General features: G+C 67.7%; 19 protein-coding genes. 2 read left to right on the top strand and 17 right to left on the bottom strand.

Translation table 11 applies throughout. The features are described 5' to 3' along the window. Positions 1-3: 3 nt before the first annotated feature. The 10 genes from ACE3T8_RS06775 to ACE3T8_RS06730 form a co-directional block, all read right to left on the bottom strand. Positions 4-363, bottom strand: coding sequence for a type II toxin-antitoxin system HigA family antitoxin (locus tag ACE3T8_RS06775; protein WP_374607886.1), 360 nt, complete (start codon positions 361-363; stop codon positions 4-6). Beyond that, a complete protein-coding gene (locus tag ACE3T8_RS06770) occupies positions 360-662 on the bottom strand; it encodes a type II toxin-antitoxin system HigB family toxin (RefSeq protein WP_374607885.1) in 303 nt (100 codons plus the stop codon). The genes ACE3T8_RS06775 and ACE3T8_RS06770 overlap by 4 nt, the downstream gene beginning before the upstream one ends. Before the next feature lie 123 nt (positions 663-785). Next, complete coding sequence (locus ACE3T8_RS06765; protein ID WP_374608003.1) at positions 786-3,941, bottom strand: error-prone DNA polymerase; 3,156 nt, start codon at positions 3,939-3,941, stop codon at positions 786-788. 100 nt (positions 3,942-4,041) lie between these two features. Further along, entirely contained in the window at positions 4,042-5,478 is a 1,437-nt protein-coding gene (locus tag ACE3T8_RS06760) for a DNA polymerase Y family protein (protein ID WP_374607883.1), read from the bottom strand. A 9-nt stretch (positions 5,479-5,487) separates the two neighbouring features. Further along, the gene (gene imuA, locus ACE3T8_RS06755) at positions 5,488-6,138 is read right to left on the bottom strand and encodes a translesion DNA synthesis-associated protein ImuA (RefSeq protein WP_374607881.1); all 651 of its coding nucleotides are present in this window, start codon (positions 6,136-6,138) and stop codon (positions 5,488-5,490) included. 1 nt (position 6,139) lies between these two features. Beyond that, entirely contained in the window at positions 6,140-6,751 is a 612-nt protein-coding gene (gene lexA, locus ACE3T8_RS06750; protein WP_374608001.1) for a transcriptional repressor LexA, read from the bottom strand. A gap of 90 nt (positions 6,752-6,841) precedes the next feature. Next, on the bottom strand, positions 6,842-7,618 hold the full coding sequence (locus ACE3T8_RS06745) for a hypothetical protein (protein WP_374607880.1): 777 nt from the start codon (positions 7,616-7,618) through the stop codon (positions 6,842-6,844). 89 nt (positions 7,619-7,707) lie between these two features. Beyond that, entirely contained in the window at positions 7,708-9,012 is a 1,305-nt protein-coding gene (locus ACE3T8_RS06740) for a type II toxin-antitoxin system HipA family toxin (RefSeq protein ID WP_374607878.1), read from the bottom strand. Continuing rightward, a complete protein-coding gene (locus tag ACE3T8_RS06735; protein ID WP_374607876.1) occupies positions 9,012-9,314 on the bottom strand; it encodes a helix-turn-helix domain-containing protein in 303 nt (100 codons plus the stop codon). Before ACE3T8_RS06735 ends, ACE3T8_RS06740 begins: the two co-directional genes overlap by 1 nt. Before the next feature lie 139 nt (positions 9,315-9,453). Beyond that, positions 9,454-10,068 (bottom strand): DNA-3-methyladenine glycosylase I, encoded by a 615-nt coding sequence (locus tag ACE3T8_RS06730; RefSeq protein WP_374607875.1) that lies wholly within the window; start codon positions 10,066-10,068, stop codon positions 9,454-9,456. 139 nt (positions 10,069-10,207) lie between these two features. Between ACE3T8_RS06730 and ACE3T8_RS06725 the strand changes: the two genes are divergently transcribed. After that, entirely contained in the window at positions 10,208-10,402 is a 195-nt protein-coding gene (locus tag ACE3T8_RS06725; protein WP_374607873.1) for a hypothetical protein, read from the top strand. A 148-nt stretch (positions 10,403-10,550) separates the two neighbouring features. Here ACE3T8_RS06725 and ACE3T8_RS06720 read toward each other — a convergent pair whose 3' ends face one another. The 7 genes from ACE3T8_RS06720 to ACE3T8_RS06690 all read right to left on the bottom strand — a co-directional run bounded on the left by ACE3T8_RS06720 (position 10,551) and on the right by ACE3T8_RS06690 (position 17,521). Then, complete coding sequence (locus ACE3T8_RS06720; protein WP_374607871.1) at positions 10,551-12,524, bottom strand: alpha/beta hydrolase family protein; 1,974 nt, start codon at positions 12,522-12,524, stop codon at positions 10,551-10,553. A gap of 37 nt (positions 12,525-12,561) precedes the next feature. Then, positions 12,562-13,149 carry an ACP phosphodiesterase gene (locus ACE3T8_RS06715; protein WP_374607870.1) on the bottom strand — a complete coding sequence of 196 codons (588 nt, stop codon included), beginning with the start codon at positions 13,147-13,149 and terminating at the stop codon, positions 12,562-12,564. After that, complete coding sequence (locus ACE3T8_RS06710) at positions 13,146-14,012, bottom strand: alpha/beta hydrolase (protein ID WP_374607869.1); 867 nt, start codon at positions 14,010-14,012, stop codon at positions 13,146-13,148. Before ACE3T8_RS06710 ends, ACE3T8_RS06715 begins: the two co-directional genes overlap by 4 nt. 82 nt (positions 14,013-14,094) lie before the next feature. After that, positions 14,095-15,075: a hypothetical protein gene (locus ACE3T8_RS06705; RefSeq protein ID WP_374607867.1), complete on the bottom strand. Its 981-nt coding sequence runs from the start codon at positions 15,073-15,075 to the stop codon at positions 14,095-14,097. Next, positions 15,075-15,440: a hypothetical protein gene (locus ACE3T8_RS06700; protein WP_374607865.1), complete on the bottom strand. Its 366-nt coding sequence runs from the start codon at positions 15,438-15,440 to the stop codon at positions 15,075-15,077. The genes ACE3T8_RS06705 and ACE3T8_RS06700 overlap by 1 nt, the downstream gene beginning before the upstream one ends. Before the next feature lie 67 nt (positions 15,441-15,507). Then, the gene (locus tag ACE3T8_RS06695) at positions 15,508-16,281 is read right to left on the bottom strand and encodes a LytR/AlgR family response regulator transcription factor (protein ID WP_374607864.1); all 774 of its coding nucleotides are present in this window, start codon (positions 16,279-16,281) and stop codon (positions 15,508-15,510) included. Next, the gene (locus ACE3T8_RS06690) at positions 16,274-17,521 is read right to left on the bottom strand and encodes a sensor histidine kinase (RefSeq protein ID WP_374607862.1); all 1,248 of its coding nucleotides are present in this window, start codon (positions 17,519-17,521) and stop codon (positions 16,274-16,276) included. The genes ACE3T8_RS06695 and ACE3T8_RS06690 overlap by 8 nt, the downstream gene beginning before the upstream one ends. A gap of 186 nt (positions 17,522-17,707) precedes the next feature. Between ACE3T8_RS06690 and ACE3T8_RS06685 the strand changes: the two genes are divergently transcribed. After that, the gene (locus ACE3T8_RS06685; protein ID WP_374607860.1) at positions 17,708-18,922 is read left to right on the top strand and encodes an MFS transporter; all 1,215 of its coding nucleotides are present in this window, start codon (positions 17,708-17,710) and stop codon (positions 18,920-18,922) included. Positions 18,923-18,932: the final 10 nt, after the last annotated feature.

The following is an 18,932-nucleotide window of genomic DNA, read 5'->3' as shown; positions in this document are numbered from 1 at the left end:
GGGTCAGACACCAATCAGGCTTTCCGCGGGGATGCCAAGGTTGCGGTGCAGGTTGCGGATCATCTCCAGCGTCAATCCACGCTTGCGGTTGAGCACTTCGTAGACGCGATTGGGCTGGCCGATGGACGGCACGAGATCTTTCACGGTCAGGCCACCTTGTTCCATGCGGAAGCGAATCGCTTCGATGGGGTCGGGCGCTTCGATCGGGAAATGCTTCGACTCGTAGGCTTCCACCAGCGTGGCCAGGATCTCGAAGCGGTCGCCGTCCTCGCTGCCCGGCTCCGGTTCATTGTCGAAATACGCGGAGACCTCGCGGAGCGCGCGCTTGTAGTCGGCCTTGGTGCGGATGGGATGGATTTTCATGCGTCCTCCACGGTGGCGGCATCGATGCGGTCGTATTGCGCGTGCGTGCCCACGAACTTGATGTAGATCGCCTGGAACTTGTACGCCACGGCGACGATGAGGCGGTAGTCGTTGCCCTTGATGTTGAAGACGACGCGGTTGCGGCCCACGAAGCTCGCGCTGGCGTAATGACGCTTGATGTCCTGGGGCGTTTTCCAGTTCGCATGGCGGGCCTCGTCATGCCATGCCTTCAAGGGTTGCTCCGCATCCGGGTGGCGACCCCAGAAGTTGCGGAGCGTGCTGATGGCGATGACCTTCATTGGCGGTGATCATAGTCCCGTTTTGGGACTAATGCAAACGATGCTGCCAATCCATTCGCTCGCAGGCGCATGTCAGGTCCGGTGATGGCGATTCCGGTTTTATGGCAGGCGCGCCGGGCGGCTTCAGTGGAAATCGCGTGACGCGGTCTGCAGATCGCCCAGCAGGTGGCTGATGTCGCGCAGGTCGCGCGCGATCAGGTGCTGCACGCCGTCCACCTGTTCCCAGCGCCCGCGCACCGCCAGCAGGCGCGCGCCGAGCAGGGCCTTGCGCGCGCGCAGGGCGACGTCGCGCCAGACCACCACGTTGACCATGCCGTGCTCGTCCTCGAGGGTGACGAAGATGGTGCCGCCCGCGGTGGCCGGGCGTTGGCGCTGGGTGACCAAGCCGGCGGCATGCACGCCGCGGCCGTGCTTGACCTCGCGCAGCTGGCTGGAGTCGAGCACGCGCTCGCGTTGCAGGCGCGCGCGCAGCAGGGCTAGCGGATGTTCGCGCAGGGTCAGGCCGGTGGCGCGATAGTCGGAGAGCACGTCTTCGCCGGCCCTGGGCGCGGGCAGGGCGATCGCGTCTTCCTCGGGACTGCCCGGCAGCAACGGGCGCTGGCGTTCGATGCCGGCCACCGCCCAGCGCGCGGCATGGCGATGGCCCGCGAGTGGCAGCAGCGCGCCGGCTTCGGCCAGGGCACTGCGCGATTTTTCGTCGAGCGCAGCGCGCAGCGAGAGATCGCGCACATCGGCGAACGCGCGTTGCTGGCGCGCGGCGACGATGCGCTTGCCCACCACTTCGGACAAACCCGCGACTTGCCGTAGCCCCAGCCGGATCGCGGCCTGCCCACCATCGTCGATGCCGCATCGGGCATACCCGCCTTCCAGCGTGTTGTCCCAGTCGCTGACGGTGATGTCGACCGGATGCACGTCGACGCCCACTCGCGCGAGATTCCCGCGGCGCGCGTCCTGCACGATCTGGCTGGCCGAGTAGAAGCCCATTGGTTGCGCGTTGAGCAGGGCGCAGGCGAACGCGGCCGGCTCGTGGCGTTTCAGCCAGCAGCTGATGTAGACCAGCTTGGCGAACGACGCCGCGTGGCTTTGCGGGAATCCGTACGAGCCGAAGCCCTTGATCTGCTCGAAGATCTGGTCAATGAACTCCGATGCATAACCCTTGGCTTCCATCAGCGTGCGGATGCGCTCGCGGTGCGGCTGCATGTCGCCACCCTGTCGCCACGCGGCCATCGAGCGGCGCAGGTTGTCGGCCTCGTGCGGCAGATAACCGGCATGGATCACCAGTTCCATCACCTGCTCCTGGAACAGCGGGATGCCCAGGGTTTTTTCGAGGATGTCCTTGATGCCTTCCGATGGATAGACCACCGGATCCAGCCCCTGCCGGCGGCGCAGGTAGGGATGCACCATGCCGCCCTGGATCGGCCCGGGGCGCACGATCGCCACTTCCACCACCAGGTCGTGGAAGCAGTTCGGCTTGAGCCGCGGCAGCATGCTCATCTGCGCGCGCGATTCGATCTGGAACACGCCCACGGTATCGGCGGCCTGGATCATGTCGTAGGTGGGTTGGTCGCCGGCCGGCAGGCGCGCAAGGTCGATCGTGTAGCCGCGATGCCGGGTGATCAGCTCGACCGCCTTGCGGATGCAGGTCAGCATGCCCAGCGCCAGGCAATCGACCTTGAGCAGCTTCATCGTCTCCAGGTCGTCCTTGTCCCACTGGATGATGGTGCGGTCCGCCATGGCCGCGTTCTCCACCGGCACCACCGTGTGCAGCGGCGCATCGCTGATCACGAAGCCGCCGACGTGCTGCGACAGATGGCGCGGGTGGCCCTGCAACTGTTCGGTCACCGCCAGCACGCGCGCGATCAACGGATTGTCGGGATCGAAGCCGGCCTCGAACAGGCGTTGCTGCATCGGCGCGTCGCCATTGCCCCAGCCGTAGCACTCGGCCAGCAGCGCCAGTTGATCCGGCGGCAGGCCGAAGACCTTGGCCACGTCGCGCACCGCGCTCTTGCCGCGATAGCGGATCACCGTGGCCGCCAGCGCGGCGCGTTCGCGGCCGTACTTCGCGTACACGTACTGCAGCACTTCCTCGCGCCGCTCGTGCTCGAAGTCGACGTCGATGTCCGGCGGCTCGTTGCGTTCCTTCGATAAAAATCGCGCCATCAGCAGGCGGCTCTCGGCCGGATTCACCACGGTGATGCCCAGCGCGAAGCACACCGCCGAATTCGCCGCCGAACCGCGGCCCTGGCAGAGGATGTCGCGCGATTTCGCGAAGCGGACGATGTCGTCCACCGTCAGGAAGAACGCTTCGTACTTGAGGTCTTCGATCAGCGCGAGTTCTTCATCGATCTGCGCCACGATCCTGTCCGGCACGCCTCCTGGCCAGCGTTCGCGCATGCCCTGTTCGGCGCGTGCGCGCAGCCAGCTGGTGGGCGTATGCCCGGGTGGCACCAGTTCCGCCGGATAGGCGTACTCGATGTCCTCCTTCAGGTCGAAGATGCAGCGCCGCGCCAGTTGCACGGCGTTGTCGAGCAACGCATGTGGATGGATGTTGCCGAGCGCACGCCGCGTGCGCAGGTGGCGTTCGCCGTTGCGGAACAGGTGCTCGCCGCAGTCGGCGAGCGTCAGCCCATGACGGATCGCGGTCATCGTGTCCTGCAGCACGCGCTGGCGGCGCACGTCCATATGCACGTCGCCGGCGGCCAGCGGCACCAGTTGCAGCGATTGCGCGAGGTCGAGCAATGCGTGCAGGCGGGCGTCGTCGTCCTGTTCGCGATGCAGTTCGATGGCCAGGTGCGCGCGCTCGCCGAACACCGCGCGCAACCAGTGGCCTTCATCGCGATCCGGTTTTGTCGCCGGGCACCACAACGCGAACAACCCGAGGTCGGCATCGGCCAGCACGGTTTCGACATCCCCGCGCGTGAGCAGGTAGCCGCCCTTCGGCGCTGCGCGGCGCGCATGGGTGATGAGTCTGCACAGCTGTGTGTAGCCGGCGGCATGCTCGACCAGCAACACGCATTTCAGCCCACAGGCGAGGACGAATTCGCTGCCGACGATCAGCTTGAGTCCGGTCGCGCGCGACGCCTCCAGCCCGCGCACGATGCCGGCCAGCGAGCATTCGTCGGTGATCGCCAGCGCTTCGTAGCCGCAACGTCGTGCGCGTTCGAACAATTCCTCCGCGCTGGCCGCGCCGCGCAGGAACGAGAAGTCCGAGAGGCAATGCAATTCCGCATAGGCGGGCAGATCGTCGTGCGTGGGGGCATCGTCGTTGGCGGCGCGCAGGCCGCGGCGCGGCGCGCCTTACCAAGCGCGTGGCATGCGGCCGCCCGGGGTTTCCCGGTCCACGCCATCGACGGCATCGTCCCAGCTCACGCGCCGTCGCTCATGCAAACCAGCCATGCAGCATCCAGCCGTCGCGTTCCCCGGCTGGCGTGAATGCCCACGCGCGCTGCCCCTGCGCGGTTTCCAGCACGTAGTAATCGCGGCGTGCGTCCTCGCCATCCCACCAGCCGCTTTCCAGCCGCTCGGGGCCGGACACGATGCGCAGGCGCGGGTCGCGCAGGGGCACCGGCTTCGGCAACAGCCACGTCGGTCGTGGCGGGCGCGTCGGTGCGATGCCGATGCGGGCCTCGTCGCCATCGATGCGTCGCCAGGCGCGTTCCGGGCGCGGGTCGCCGGTCGGCGCGATGCGATGCACGGCATCGTCGCCGAGGCGTGCGCGCAGGCGTTCGCGCAGTTGCGGCCAGGGCAGGGCCTGTTGCGCGCGCACGTCGAACAGGTCGCGGCTGGCCGGCACGAATGCGGGAAGTTCGCGCGCCAGCAGGCGCACGGCGACCACCGGTTTCGGGATAGACGTGCGTTCAAGCCGGTTGCGGGTGACCTCGAACAGCATCGCCGGTTCGCGTTCGGCGGCGAGCAGGCCGACCTCGACATCGGTATGCGCGCGCGTGTCGTGCCTGTGCACGTCGTGTTCGAGGCGCAGGACGAAGCGCTGCACGCCGCCGTCGCGGATCGACAGGCAGGTGCAGAGGTCGCCGATCAGCCGGCGCAGCGGGAACAGCAGGGCGGTGTGGCTTTCGACCTCGAAGCCCAGTTCCACCTTGGCATCGAAATGGTCCGGCGGCGTGTAGTACGCCAGCGCATCGTCGGCGTCGCCATACAGGCGATCGAGGTGCGGCAGCAGTTCCGCACCGAAGCGCCGGCGCAGGCTGTCACGCGGCAAGCCGCGCAGCGTGCGCAGGTCGCGGATGCCCATGCGCTGCAGGCGTTCGCCGCTGTCGCCGGGCAGCACCGCACGACGCACCGGCACGCGATCCAGCAGGGCGTGCATCGCCGCCGGGTTGGACACCGCTAGGCCGTCCTGCAAGCCGGCGAGTACGCGCGCGGCGCGCGGCGTTGGTGCCATCGCGATGCGGTGGGCGAAGCCGAGCGCGGCCAGTTCCTCGCGCAGGCGCGCTTCGATGCGCGGCCACGGCCCGAGCAGGCGGAAGCTGGCGCGCACTTCCAGCACGATGCAGCCGGCCCACTGCGCGCTGACCAGCGAACTGTGGCGATACGCCCACGCGGCAAGGAAACGTTGCCAGCGCGATTCCGCCCGCGGGTCATGCTCGACCGTCGCCAGCGTGGGCAACAGCGCATGCGCCGCGGCCAGGCGCATGCCGGCGCGCAGCCCGGCATGCGCCGCGCCGGCATTCACCGCATGCAGGGTGCGCAGTTGCGCGGGTCCGCTGGCCAGCGCCAGCGGCGCAGCGGGATCAGGCAAACGCCGGAGGACGGCGTCCAGCGCCAGCTGCGGCAGCACGATGCAGGCCCACAACATGCGCGCGGCTCAATGCAGGCCCGGCGCGAACGCGCGCGTGGGTGCCGGACCGCCGCGGCATTTGCGCACGCGCCAGCCATCGCCATCGCCATCGCCATCGCCATCGCCATCGCCAGTATCACCGTGATACTCCAGGCGCAGCGCGGCAGGCGACGGATTCGCCGCGTGCTTGCGGTCGCGCAGGACGAAGCCCAGGCAGTCGCCACTGTCCGCCGCAACCTGCAGGCGGCGCAAGGCCTGTGCATCCGCCTGCCGCGGCCAACCCACGACGGCCACGCATGCGCCGCTGCGCAGGCATTGCTCGAACGCCCACAACGCATCGCGCGTAGACGCTTCGATGACCTGCAGCACCCCGAGGTCGATGCCGGCCGCCTGCCACGCAGGCGCATACGGCAGGTAGGGCGGCGCGACCAGCGCCAGCGTGCCGCCGTCTCGGCTGAGCCGCGCCAGCGTGGGCATCAGCAAGGCCAGTTCGCCCACGCCATCCGCGGGCAGCAGCAGTTCGGTCAAGGCGCGTCGCGGCCAGCCGCGTTGCGGCAGCAGGGCATCGAGCGCGGCATGCCCGGTCGGCTCACCCTCGTTGGCGGTCGCCGGATGGCGCCCGGCATGCCAGAGCGTCTGCGCGGCCAGCAGTGAATCGAGGGTCGCGACCGCCTGCATCTCAGCCCTGCCGGACCAAGCCGCAGTACACGCCTTCGATCGCGAAGTCCTGCCCGCGCGCGATCTCGATCGGCGCATGCGCGGGATTGCGCGGCAACAGGCGCAGCCGCCGGGCGTTGCGCTGCAGGCGCTTGATGGTCAGTTCGCCATCGATGCGCGCGATCACGGTCTGGCCGTCGCGCGCGTCGGCGCTGCGCTGCACGCCGACCAGGTCGCCGTCGAGGATGCCGTCGTCGATCATCGAATCGCCCTGTACCTTCAGCAGGTAGTCGGGCGTGGGCGAGAACAGCCTGCGATCCAGCCAGAGCCGATCTTCCAGGCCGTTGTCCAGGCCGATGTCGGCACCGATCGGCTGGCCCGCGGCGACGCGGCCCAGCACCGGCAAGGGCAGCAGGTCCACCGGGCCACCGGGCAATCGCAATCCGCGCGAGCGTCCCGTGGCCTGCTCCAGCAGACCGTCGGCGACCAATGCCTGCACATGCTTCTGCGCGGCATTGCGCGAGGCAAAACCGAAGGCCAGGGCGATCTCCGCCAGGCTGGGCGCGCGGCCGGCTGCCAGCTCCCGCTGCAGGAAGGCGAGGACGGCGGCGCGTTGCGGAGAAAGGTGCTCGATGGCGTCCATGGTGTACATTTGTACACCGATGCGTCGCACAAGGCGAGACCGGCAAACGCCGGCCTCGCGGTCATGCGGTCTGGCGGTACCTCAGCCCGGCGCGCGCGCCGGATTGGGCAACAGCCCGCCCGGGTACTTGCGGCGCAGCATCACGGTCTGCAGCGCCAGCACCACCGCGATGCCGACCGCCACCCAAGCGGCGGTCTGCGCGCCGGCCATATCGCTGCCGGACTGCTTCACGTACACCGCCGCCAGCGCCCACAACGCGGCGACCACGTAGTCGATGTTGCCGCGCATGCGCAGGTTGACCATCAGCAGCATCAGCGCGGCCAGGCCGAAGATCGCCAGGCTCCATGGCAATTGCTGGGTGGTCGACGCGAGCTCATAAGCCACCACCACCTGCGCCAGGTTGAGGAACGCGGCCAGTGACAGCCAGCCGGCATGCAGCGAGAGCGGCAGCCACGCCCACATCCACTGGCCTTCCTGCGGCGTGCTGTCGTGCGAGAGGATCATCGCGCAGCGGATCAGGCAGAACGTCGCGCCGAAGATCACGATCAGGCACAGCCAGAACTGCGACATCGCGAACAGCGGCATCCACAGCGTGGTCAGTGCGAAACCGGCCGCAGCCCATGGCGCGATGCGGGCCAGGGTGTCGTCGGTCTTGCGCGTGCCGGTCAGTTGCCAGCCTGCGTAGATGAGGTCCAGGAGGAAGATCAGGCCCCAGATCGCGAATGCATAGCCGGCGGCGACCAGCAGGGTGGGGTAGCGGTCCGACATCGTCCCGTTGTCGGGGCCGAAGGTGCCGGTGTTGGTGAGCCACGCCACCACGGGCATGGCGATGGCGAAGAGCAGCACGAGCGCGCGCATGGCAAAGGCTCCTTGGTCGGTCGATGGGTGGCGACTCTGGACATGCGCGCGTGATGCCGGGGTGGATGCATCGCCGGCGCTGCAGGCGTTTACAGCGATTGGTGCAGCCCGGCGATGCGGGCGGTCTCCGCCTCGCCCAGGCCGGCCTCTGCGGCGAAGGCCGGCCACTCGGCCAGCGACGCGTTGACCTGGGCGAATGCATTCGCCGTGCCGCCGATCGAGAAGCGATCCGCGACCTGCAGCAGTTCGCTGCGGCCGATGCCCTCGAATTTGCCGGCCACGCTCATCTGGTGGGCGGACAACCACTTGTTGCCAGGATCCATCGCGAAGGTGATGTCGAAGGCGGGTGCCAGTTCCCACGTCCCGCCCTCGCGCAGCAGGAAGGCGAAGTTGCGGGTGTGGTCGTCCTGGTTGCGCGCCGCCACGTTGAAGGCCATGCGCGCGAACAACCGGGTCATCGCGGCATCGTCCAGGCCCAGCATGCGCGCGGTCAGGAACAGGCTTTCGTAGGCGTGGGTACGGGTGAAGTTGTAGCTCATGTGCTGCAGCGCGCACAGCGACTGCACATGGTGCTTGCGGTTGCCATCGCGGTCGAAGCGGCGGGTCATGAAATGCGCGCGCCCGCCCTCGTGGTGCAGGCGGCAGGGCTGCATGTCGATGCCGGCGCGCACGGCCATGCGGTGGTAGGCGTATTCGATGCGGCCGTAGTGCTGGCTGGGGCCAAGTTGCTGGTCGTGGCCCATGCCGTCGAACTTCAGCAGCCAGTGCTCGAAACCCTCGGGCAGGTCGAACTGGCCGGCCACCAGTTCGTTGGTCCGTGGATTCCATCCCAGCACCGCCTTCGCCCGCGCGCCGCCGGCAGAGGTCCCGACCGAAATCAGCTGGTTGAGCGCCCTGGCATCTTCATCGCTCTCCTCCAGCTGGCCCTGGAATGCGCGACGTGCCTGTTCGACCAGCCGCGCCAGCTGGATCGGGGTGCTGGAGGTGGTCTGGCCGCCGCGCGCCGGGCGGAATTCCAGCGCGCCCATGCCGCGCTTGTTCATGTACGCCAGCCGGTCGAGCGTGGTGACCTGCGCCGCACTGTAGCCGTGGGTGGCCATCCATGCGTCGATCAACTGGTTGCCGAAATGGTCCGGCAGGGCATCCGAGAGCAATCCCGGCAACTGCCGAAACGTGGTTTCGTCCAGCCCCGGGAACAGGAAGCGGCGGCTGGCAGGTGCGGGGTTGCCCGGATCGACCGGCATCATGATCGGCGCGAGTTGCACGCCGCTGCGCCACCAGTCCGGGTCGTATTCGAAGACGTGCGTGCGCCGGTTCGGGTCCCACGCCACCGCGCCGACGCGCTGGCCCCAGATCCAGGCCTCGATGACCTCGACGTGGCGGAACGTGGCCATCAGCGATTGCCCCGCGCGCGTCCCTTCGGTTGTTGCAGCATCGCCATCGGGCTGATCGTGGGGTGCGGCGCCAGCGCCTGCAGGTCGTGCTCGGCGCCCAGTGCCTTCAACGTGCGGATCAGGGTCAGTACGGTGGAGCCACGCCCGGCTTCCAGGTCGCGCAACGCGCGCAACGATACTCCCGCCTTGTCCGCCACCGTGGCCTGGGTCCACGCCTGCGACAGGCGCAATGCGCGCAGTCGCTCGCCCAGTTCCGCAGCGAGCTCATCGGGGTTCTGGATCGCCTTGTCGTTGACTTGCATGATGCAGCGATTTTCCGCCTGTTATCGGCTTCAAGTCAAATAAAAGGCGGATAAATGCCTTTTATTTCATTTTTCGATAAAAGGCAAAAAATTGCCTATTAATACAATTTAATCTATCAAAAGGCAAAACTCTGCCGTTTCAAGGAATGATTGTTGATTTGCGTGCGTCGCGGGCGATCGGGCGCACATGGCAATCGTGCTGGTGGTCGTTGACCAGTCCCATCGCCTGCATGAAGGCGTACATCGTGGTCGGGCCGACGAACTTCCAGCCGCGCTTCTTCAGGTCCTTCGACAGCGCGATGGCTTCGGGCGCGGTGGTAAAGGTACGCAGGACATCGACGGTGAGTTTCTTCGGGCGCTTGCGGGTGTCGACTTCGTATTGCCAGAAGTAGCGCGCCAATGAACCGAATTCTCGCTGCAGCTCGATCGCGCGGCCCGCGTTGTGGATCGCCGCCTCGATCTTGCCGCGGTGGCGGACGATGCCGGCATCGCCCAGCAGGCGCTCGACGTCGCGTTCGGTGTAGCGCGCGACCTTGTGGAAATCGAAGCCGTCGAAGCCGGCGCGGAAGTGTTCGCGCTTCTTGAGGATCGTGATCCAGCTCAGCCCGGCCTGGAACCCTTCCAGGCTGATCTTCTCGAACAGGCGCACGTCGTCGGTGACCGGCCGGCCCCATTCGTGGTCGTGGTAGCCGTCATACAGATCGGAGCCATCGCTCCAGAAACAGCGTTGCAACGCGGCGGCCGCTTTCGGCATCTCTGTCTCCTGTGGGATGCAGGCAGGTTAGCTGAACGAATCCCATCGATTGCGACACGCATGACTTCCTGCCCATGCGCTTTATTGTTTTGGTGTTTTACATTACCAACACACTAACAAACCAGTACAGGAGACGTTCATGTTCCGCACCCAGTCCCCCATCCCGGCCGCCTATGTCGAGCGTCGCCTGACCCCGCGCCGCGGGGACGGCGGAGCAGAGCCGGCCCGCATCCATCGTGAGCGCGACTTCGGCGTGGGCTACGGCAACAGCAGCGGCTACGCCAGCAATCGCAGCTATTCCACCCCGCAGACCAACTACTTCCGCTGCCGCTGAGTTTCAGGCCACCGGCCGGGTCGCGACTCCCCGCGCGGCTCGGCCGGTCAAGCCATCCGATCATGGTTCCTCGTCGCGCGGATGCGGGCCGGCCTCCCCTCCGGTCCGCATCCGTCCGGCACTTTCGACCAGGCTCGGAGATGGATCGTCACTTGCCGCCCGCGGCGTTCTTGACGGCACGTGCTCCCCCGACGTTATCGGCCAGGAAGTCCAGCAACTTCGTGTAGAAGGCGCGCCGGTGTTCCTCTGTGTAGAAGCCGTGGCCTTCGCTGTCGAAGTAGAGCGTGTCCACCGGCTTGCCGGCGTTCCGCAGGGCGCGCGCCATCGCCTTGCTGTGCGAGATCGGTGCGATGAAGTCGGCACCGCCCGCGGCGAGCAGCACCGGTACCTTGATCCGCGAGGCCAGTTCGGTGGGTGATCGCGCCGCCAGCGTGCCGCGTTCGCCGACCCAGTCGTCCATCCAGTTGCGTACCCACTTGGCGTCGCGCGAATCCTCGCGATGCTTGGCCTCCAGGTCGTACACGCCGACGTAGCCCACCGCGCAGCGATACAGGTCGGGTTCCTTGGCCACGCCCATCAGCGCGGCATAGCCGCCGTAGCTGGCACCGTAGATGCAGATGCGCGCGGGATCGGCGATGCGTTCGGCGATCGCCCAGCGGGTGGCGTCGGTCAGGTCGTCCTGCATCGCGCCACCCCATTCGCGCGCACCGGCCTGGTGGAACGCCCGGCCGTAATTGCCGGAGCCGCGGAAGTTGATCCGCAGCACCGCATAGCCGGCCTCGGCCAGCAGATGGGTGTCGTCGTCGAATTCCCATTCGTCGAAGAGGCCGAACGGCCCGCCATGCGGCATCACCACCATCGGCAACGGGATGGTCTCCCTCGCGCCGAACGGCAGCGTCAGGTAACCATGCAGGACCAGGCCGTCGCGGGCCTTGACCGTGATCGCGCGTGCCTTGGGCAGCTTGGCCGGATCGAACCACTCGCGCTGGATGAACACATCCTTGGCCGACATCGCCGCGGGGTCGAAGATGTAGGTGTCGCCCGGGGTGCGGTCGTTCCAGGCCTGCACCAGCGCCACGCCGTCGCGGGTATACGAGGTGACGTTCACGGCGTGGTCGGGGAAGGCCTTTGCCAGCGCGCGATGCACCCGCGACGCGGGCGCACTGTCATCCAGCATGCGGGTCTTCACGCCCCCCGACATGAACTGCACGCCCAGCACGGTGTGCCCGTCGCGGTCGTGGATGATGGCGTAGGGATCCACGGTGTCGTCGCGCAGGACCTGCTTGCGTTGATCGGTGGCGATGTACCAGGCCACCAGCGCATCCGGGCCATCCTCCGTCGAGGAATTGAAGTAGGCGACGCGCCCATCGGCGGAAAACCCGACCGGGATGTCGACGCGCCCGCTGCTGCTTTCGTCGTTCACCAGCCGCCATTCGGACTGGTTGTCGTCGCGGTAGTAGAGCTTGCTGTAATTGTCGTTCTGCGCGCCACGCGCAAAGCGGACCTGGCCCTTGGCATCGGTCAGGAACACGGCGCGGTTCACCGGTGCCGTAGCGATGCGCTTGCGCCGGCCGTTGTTCACGTCCATCAGGTCGACCGTGGTCAGCGGATTGGGGCCGAGCTTCCAGGCCGAGATCAGCACGTTCTCCGGATCATTGGGCAACGGATCGATCAGGTCGGTCATTTCCCATGGGCCGGCGTGGCCGATCACGGTGACCAGTCCGGGTTCCTGCTTCGGCCCGACCAGTTGCCTGCCGCGCTTGCCGTCCACCCCGATCGAGAACAGTTGCCCGGTGCGGTAGGGTTGGTCGCGGCTGCCGAAGCGCTCGGCCATGGCGATCACCACCTGGTGGTCGTTGACCCACCAGAAATCGGCGACCACCGAGTCCTTGATCCCGGCGGCGCCGTTGACGAGTTTCTTGTCCGAGCGCCGCAGGAGGGCCAGACCCACGCTGTCCTCGAGCTGCACGGTGGCCGCGTAGTACTCGCCGTCCGGCGAGATCTTGATGCGGCCGTAGCCATCCTGCTTGAGGTAGCGATCCAGCGATACCTGCGCATGCGCGGGGGCCAGCGCCAGCAGCAGCCACAGGACGACGAACAACGCACGCGCGATTCTTGGCATCTGCAATCCTTGCGGCCACGGCGGGAAAGCCGGAAGTCTAATCGCGCATCGCCGCCGCGGCGTCCACCAAGTCCGGGAAGAACGCCTCGAAGGCGGCATCGATGCGCGCTTCCTCGACGCGCAGCACGTCCAGGCAAGCGACCAGCTTGTCGCCATTGCGCGACAGCCGGGTGGCGATGCCGCGCACCGCGTGATCCACGTTGCCGCGTTGCACGTACGAGCCCAGCCGGTCGTGCGCGGCCATGCGCGGGGCGATGGCGTGCAGGCGCGGCGGCAATGCATCGCGACGCGCAAGCAGGACGCGATAGACACGGGCGGTGAAGTCGCCGAGCGGTGTGTCGTTCCAGCGCGACCAGTGGCGCGCCAGGCAATGGTCGAAGTGCACGTCCAGCACGATGCCGGCATAGCGGCGCAGGCCGGCATCGTCGAACAGGCCGCGTGCCACGACGACCGCCGGGTGCGCATCGGTGTACAGGTCGATGCGGCGATGGCGGACGATCTCGGCGCGCACGGCCGGCGGCCAATCCTGCAGTCCCGATTGCCCGAACACGAAGTCGCCGAGGATCGCGCCGAGGATGGCGTCGTCCGAATGGCGGGCCAGCCAGGCGTGGGCGAGGTAGTTCACGCCCCCGATGGTAACGGTGGGGCGTCGCCGTCGCGCCAGATCCATTGCAGTGCGAGTGGCGTGGCCTTTCGCGCGTTGTCGTCGTGCACCGCGCCGGGCGTTGTCAGCGCGCGCCATTGCAGGCCGCGTGGGGCTTCATCGCGCAACACGGCGAGCGCCTGTCGATAGGCCTGCGTCATCTTCGCGTTCTCAGCGCCGCCCAGGCTCAGGAACAGGCGGGTGCGTGCATCGGGCGTATCGCGCAGGAAACGTTGCAGCCGCTTCACCATCTCGCCGTCGTCGCGCCAGAGCGCGGGACTATTGGCGATCCAGGCATCGAACAGCGCCGGCTGCGTGGTCAACGCATGCACCACGAACAGGCCACCGCGCGAGTTGCCGGCCAGCACGCGCATGTCGCTGGCGCGGAATTCGCGTTCGACGTGCGGGATCAGTTCACGCTGCAGGAAGCCGAGGAAGCGAGCGGCCTCGCCATCGGGACTGTTCGCGTCGTCGCTGTCCTGGCGCATGCCCGCGGGCGTGTAGTCGCGATTGCGTTTGTCGCCGCTGGGGATGCCGATGACGATGGCCTCGGGCATCGCGCCGATCCGCGCCATCACTTCGGCGCTGGCCGCGGTGTGCGTGCTCTGCGAGGTGCCGTCGAGCACGTAGAGCACGGGATAGCGCTGCGTCGGCGAGCGCACGTAGCTGTCCGGCAAATGCACGAAATACGTGCGCGACTCGCCCAGCAGCGACGATGCGAAGGTCCTCTCCTGGATGGATGGGTCTGGAATCTCGCGACCGAACCAGTAGGCGGTGGCCAGCCAGCTCGCAGCGGCAACGAACACCAGCGAAAGCAGGCAACGGATCCGCATGGTGTTCTTCATGTCGTGCCTCTCGGGGAATGCTGTGCCGTTGCGCGTGGCCGTGGCCCCGCGCAGGCATGTCGATCCGGATGGGTGGAACGCCTTACCGCGGTGCAGCTAGCTCCCGCCTGAAGAACGCGGTGGAGCGATCCTGCAATGCCTTGCGGTCGTGGCCGATACCGGGCGCCAGCTCGAACCGCGCATGCGCGCCGGCGCGTGCGTACAGCGTTTCCGCATGCGTCCAGCGGGCGAGCGGCGTATCGCCGAACAGGCGATCCACTTCCGCGGACATCGGCTTGTCCCAGCCGTCGCCGAGATCCAGCGAGTCGTTGTCGTCGGCATCGCCCATGTAGACGTACTGCGGCACGCGGGCGAACGCGGCGGCATCGAACGGCGTCCCTGTCAGTGCGGACAGGTCGGCGATCCCGGCCGGATACGGCAAGGCATCCGCGCCGACCGTCGCCACCGGCGCGATCGGCCAGCCGCCGGGCGAGCCGATGCTCGCCGCACGCACGCGATCCGGATGCAGCGCGGTGAAGCGGTTGGCGAACAGCGCGCTGGCGGAGAAGCCCTGCAGCAGCACTTTTCCATCGACCGGCGTGCCGGTTTTCTGCAGGCGCGCGCGGGCATCGTCGATCATCGCGATCAGTTGCAGGTCGAGGCGTGCCAGCAACGGGTCGCGGGTGGTCAGCACGTCGCGGTCGAGCGCATGCGTGTAGACCTTCCAGTCGCTGGCAGTGCGTGGGAAGGCGGGTACCAGCAAGGCCACGCCGAGTTCATCGGCGATGCGCTTGCGCTCGAAGCCGGTCATCCACGCATCGCGGCGGTGCAGGCCGATGTCGTCGGAGGTCCGCCCGGAATTGTTGGGCTGCACCAGCAGGATCGCGTTGCCGTTGGCGTCGCGATGCAGCGTCTCCGGCACATACAGGTAGTAATCGGAACGGAAACCGATGCGTGGATCCGCGCTGACGTGCTGGACCCGCCACGCATACGGTCCGAGCAACACGGCAACGCCGATGGCGGCAAGCAGCACCAAGCCCAGCATCACCTTCGGTGCCCAGCGCAGGAAGCGCCGCAACGCCATCAGCGTGCCTTGGTCGCAGCCGCGGGTTGGCAGTCCGCAGCGAGTGCCGCCGCCGTTGTCGCAACGCAGGGGCGGAAGTCGATCAAGCCGGCGACCTGGTGGCTTTCGCCGCTGGCCACGGTGAAGCGTTGCAGCGGCGCCAGCTGGCAGTCGGCCTTGCCGGAGCAGGCCTCGGGATAGAGCGTGTAGTGACAGGCGCCGCTGCTGCTCTCCACGCAATCGAAGCGCGCCACGCCATCCTGCACCCGCACCTTGCTGTGCAGTTGTTCCTGATCGCTGTCGATCCGATTGCTGTAGGTAGTGCCGCCGACAGAACAACCACACAGGGCCAGCAGGAACTGCAGCAAGGCGATGAACCTGGACATGGGGATGCCTCGTTTCTTGCGCGCGCGATGCGCGGGATATGACCGCAACGGACGTCGAGTGGGTGGTTTACATCTGCTTGAACAGGGCCATGAACGGCTGGCTCACCGCCAGCGTTTCCGGGCGATGCTTCAGCCGCAGCGTGCCGCGGCCGCTGTCGTCGCGCAGGATCCCCGCGACCGCTTTCAAATTGACGATGGTCGAGCGGTGGATCTGCTTGAACGTGGCCGGGTCGAGACGCGGCAGCAGCTCGCGCAGCGGCGTGCGCAGCAGCGCTTCGCCGTCCGCGGTGACCACGGTGGTGTACTTCTGGTCGGCGTGGAAATAGATGACTTCATCGACCAGCACCAGCCGGGTTTCGCGGCCGGCGCTGGCGGTCAGCCAGGTCAGCGGTTCCGGCGAACCGGCCGGATCCGGCATCGCGCCGAGCTTGTCGAGCAGTGCGGCCAGGGTTGCGGCATCGGGCAAGGTGTCCTGCGCCTGCAGCCGCGCCACCGTGGCATCCAGCCGTTCCGGCTTGACCGGCTTGAGCAGGTAGTCGATGGCGCCGCGGTCGAAGGCATCGATCGCGTACTGGTCGTAGGCGGTGACGAAGACGATGCGCGTGCGCGGGCTGGCATCGGCGGCCGTGGTCGCCACTTCCAGCCCGGTCAGGCCGGGCATGCGGATGTCGAGGAAGGCGACATCCGGCTGGTGTTCGGCCAGGGCTTCGACCGCGCTCGCCCCATCTTCGCACTCGGCGACGATGCGCAGCGCCGGCCACGCGCGCTTGAGTTCGGCGACCAGGGCGTGGCGCAGCAGCGCTTCGTCCTCGGCCACGATGCAGGTGCGGATGTCAGACATGAGTCTTGTGTCCATTGGCCGGCACGGTCAGGGTGGCGGCGACGCCGGCGGGGAAGTTGGCGACAACGGCGAGGTTGGCTTCACCGGCGTAGCGCAGGCGCAGGCGCTCACGCACGTTCTTCAGGCCGATGCCGGTGCCGCTGGTCTTGGTGTTGAAGCCTTCGCCGTTGTCGGCGACGGTGACCGCCACGGTGTTGTCGTCGCGACGCGCGCGGATCCACACGGTGCCGCCGCCGGTACGCGGCTCCAGGCCGTGCTTGATCGCGTTCTCCACCAGCGTCTGCAGCATCATCGCCGGCATCGGCGTACCGCGCAGCGACTCGGCCACGTCGGTCTGCACGTCGAGCCGGTCGCCCATCCGCACCTTGAGGATCTCCAGGTAGGCCAGCGCGCGTTCGAGCTCCGCACCGAGCGTGGACATCTCGCCTTCCGCATTCGGCAACGAACGGCGCAGGTACTGGATCAGGTGACCGAGCATCGCCTCGGCACGCACCGGATCGCTGCGGGTCAGCAGCTGCGCGCTGGCCAGCGTGTTGTAGAGGAAGTGCGGTTCGACCTGCGCATGCAGCAGGTTGAGCTTGGCCTCGGTGAGTTCCTTTTCGGTCGCGGTCTGCGCGGCGCTGGCCTGCTCGCCGCGGCGGCGCTCGCCGATGCGGCGGGTGATCGCGCGCAGGATCGCCTCGGCGTTCTCGTAGTTGGTGCCGTCGTCGACCAGGAACCAGTCGCTCCACGCGGGATTTTCCGGTTCGCAAATCAGGGTCACGCTGCCGCTCTCGCCGGACGGCGTGACCGTGGCCAGCAACTGGTTGCGCGTCTGCCCCAGGACAAGCAGCGGGTTCCAGCGCCGCAGCGGGTGCTCGCCGTAGATCCTGGGGCGCACCACCTTGGCTTTCACCTGCAGGCTGTCGCGCGCCGACTCCACCTGCTCCACGCCCGGCAGTTCGCGGATCGCGGCATCGACCAGGTCGAAGGCCTCGCCTGCTTCGAACGGGATCTCGACGATGCGCTTCTGCCGGTTGTCCAGGGTGTCGCTGGTGACCCGGCCGGCGATCAGCTTCACCCGATGCAGGTGCGAGAACGCGCCGGCGACCACCAGGCCCATGGTGAACATGGTGAAGAGGATCGCCGGCAGCTCGAAGCGGCCCAGCAAAGGCACGCTGGAATACAGCGCCACCACCACGAACACCACCATGCCCCAGGCGATGGCGATGCGGAGGACGAAGAACAGTTTCTTGAACATGGGCGGCGGGTCGTTGATGGCGTGCCGCGAGGATAGTGGGGCATCCCGTGGATGGCAGCCGGCCTGCGACGGAACCCGGGTCGATGGCGATGAAACCGCGACGCGGCGTCATCGACCGCATGGCTGCAACAGCCCGTGCCATCGTTTCCATCCGCCGCGCACGATGCTGCGTTGCACAATACGCGGATGCCCCATGTCATCCCGCCGCACCTGACGCCACGCCACGTCGCATTGATCCTGTTCGCGCTGGCGATGGGCGGCTTCGCCATCGGCACCAGCGAATTCGTGGTGATGGGCCTGATCAGCGAGATCGCCCGCGACCTGGGCGTGACCGAGCCGCAGGTCGGTCATGTGGTCAGCAGTTACGCCCTGGGCGTGGTGGTCGGCGCGCCGTTGCTTGCGATCCTGGGCGCGAAGCAGCCGCGGCGTCGCCTGCTGCTGTGGTTCATGGCGTTCTATGCGGTCGGCAACCTCGGCAGTGCAATGGCACCCGACTACCCGACGCTGATGCTGTCGCGGTTCATCGCCGGCCTGCCGCATGGCGCGTATTTCGGCGTGGCGGCTTTGGTCGCCGCCCACATCAGCCCGTCCGCGCAGCGCGGCACCGCGGTGGGCCGGGTGATGCTGGGTCTTTCGGTCGCGTTGCTGATCGGCAATCCGCTGGCGACCTGGCTGGGCCAGGTCATGGGCTGGCGCTATGCCTTCGGCGTGGTGGTACTGGTGGCGCTGGCCACGGTGGCGATGACCGCGCGGGTACTGCCCGCGGGCCTGGGCGCGCCGCGCACCGACGCCGTCCGCGAACTCCGCGACTTCAACCGCGCGCCGGTCTGGCTGACCCTGTGCATCGGCGGGATCGGATTCGCCGGGATGTTCAGCGTTTTCAGCTATCTCGCGCCGACCCTGCAGCACGTGACCGGCACCGGGCAAGGCTTCGTGCCGGTCGCCTTGCTCGCATTCGGCGTGGGCAGCGTCATCGGCACATTGCTCGGCGGCTGGCTGTTCGACCGCTTCGGCTTCCGCGCCGCGGCACTCGTGCTGGGTGGGGCGGTGGTCGTCTTGCTGCTGTACCCGCTTGCGGCGCAGTCGCCGTGGACGATCCTGCCTGTGGTCGCCGCGACGGCCTGCATGGGTGCGCTGGGGCCGATCCTGCAGTCGCACCTGATGGACGTGGCGCGCGACGCGCAGACCCTGGCGGCGGCCTCGCACCATGCCGCGTTCAATTTCGCCAACGCGCTGGGTCCGTGGCTGGGCGGGATGGCGATCACCGCGGGATACGGCTGGACGATCACCGGCCCGGTCGGTGCGGCCACGGCCATTGCCGGCCTGCTGGTCTATGCGCTGGCGGTGCGCGAACGCCGGAATGCCGCATCGCGCGTGGATGCGAGCACTACTGCCAAGTGAACCGCGCGCT

Origin of the sequence: Thermomonas sp. (assembly GCF_041919455.1) — a bacterium.
Taxonomy (GTDB): domain Bacteria; phylum Pseudomonadota; class Gammaproteobacteria; order Xanthomonadales; family Xanthomonadaceae; genus Thermomonas.
This window is presented reverse-complemented; position numbering and strand designations above follow the sequence as displayed.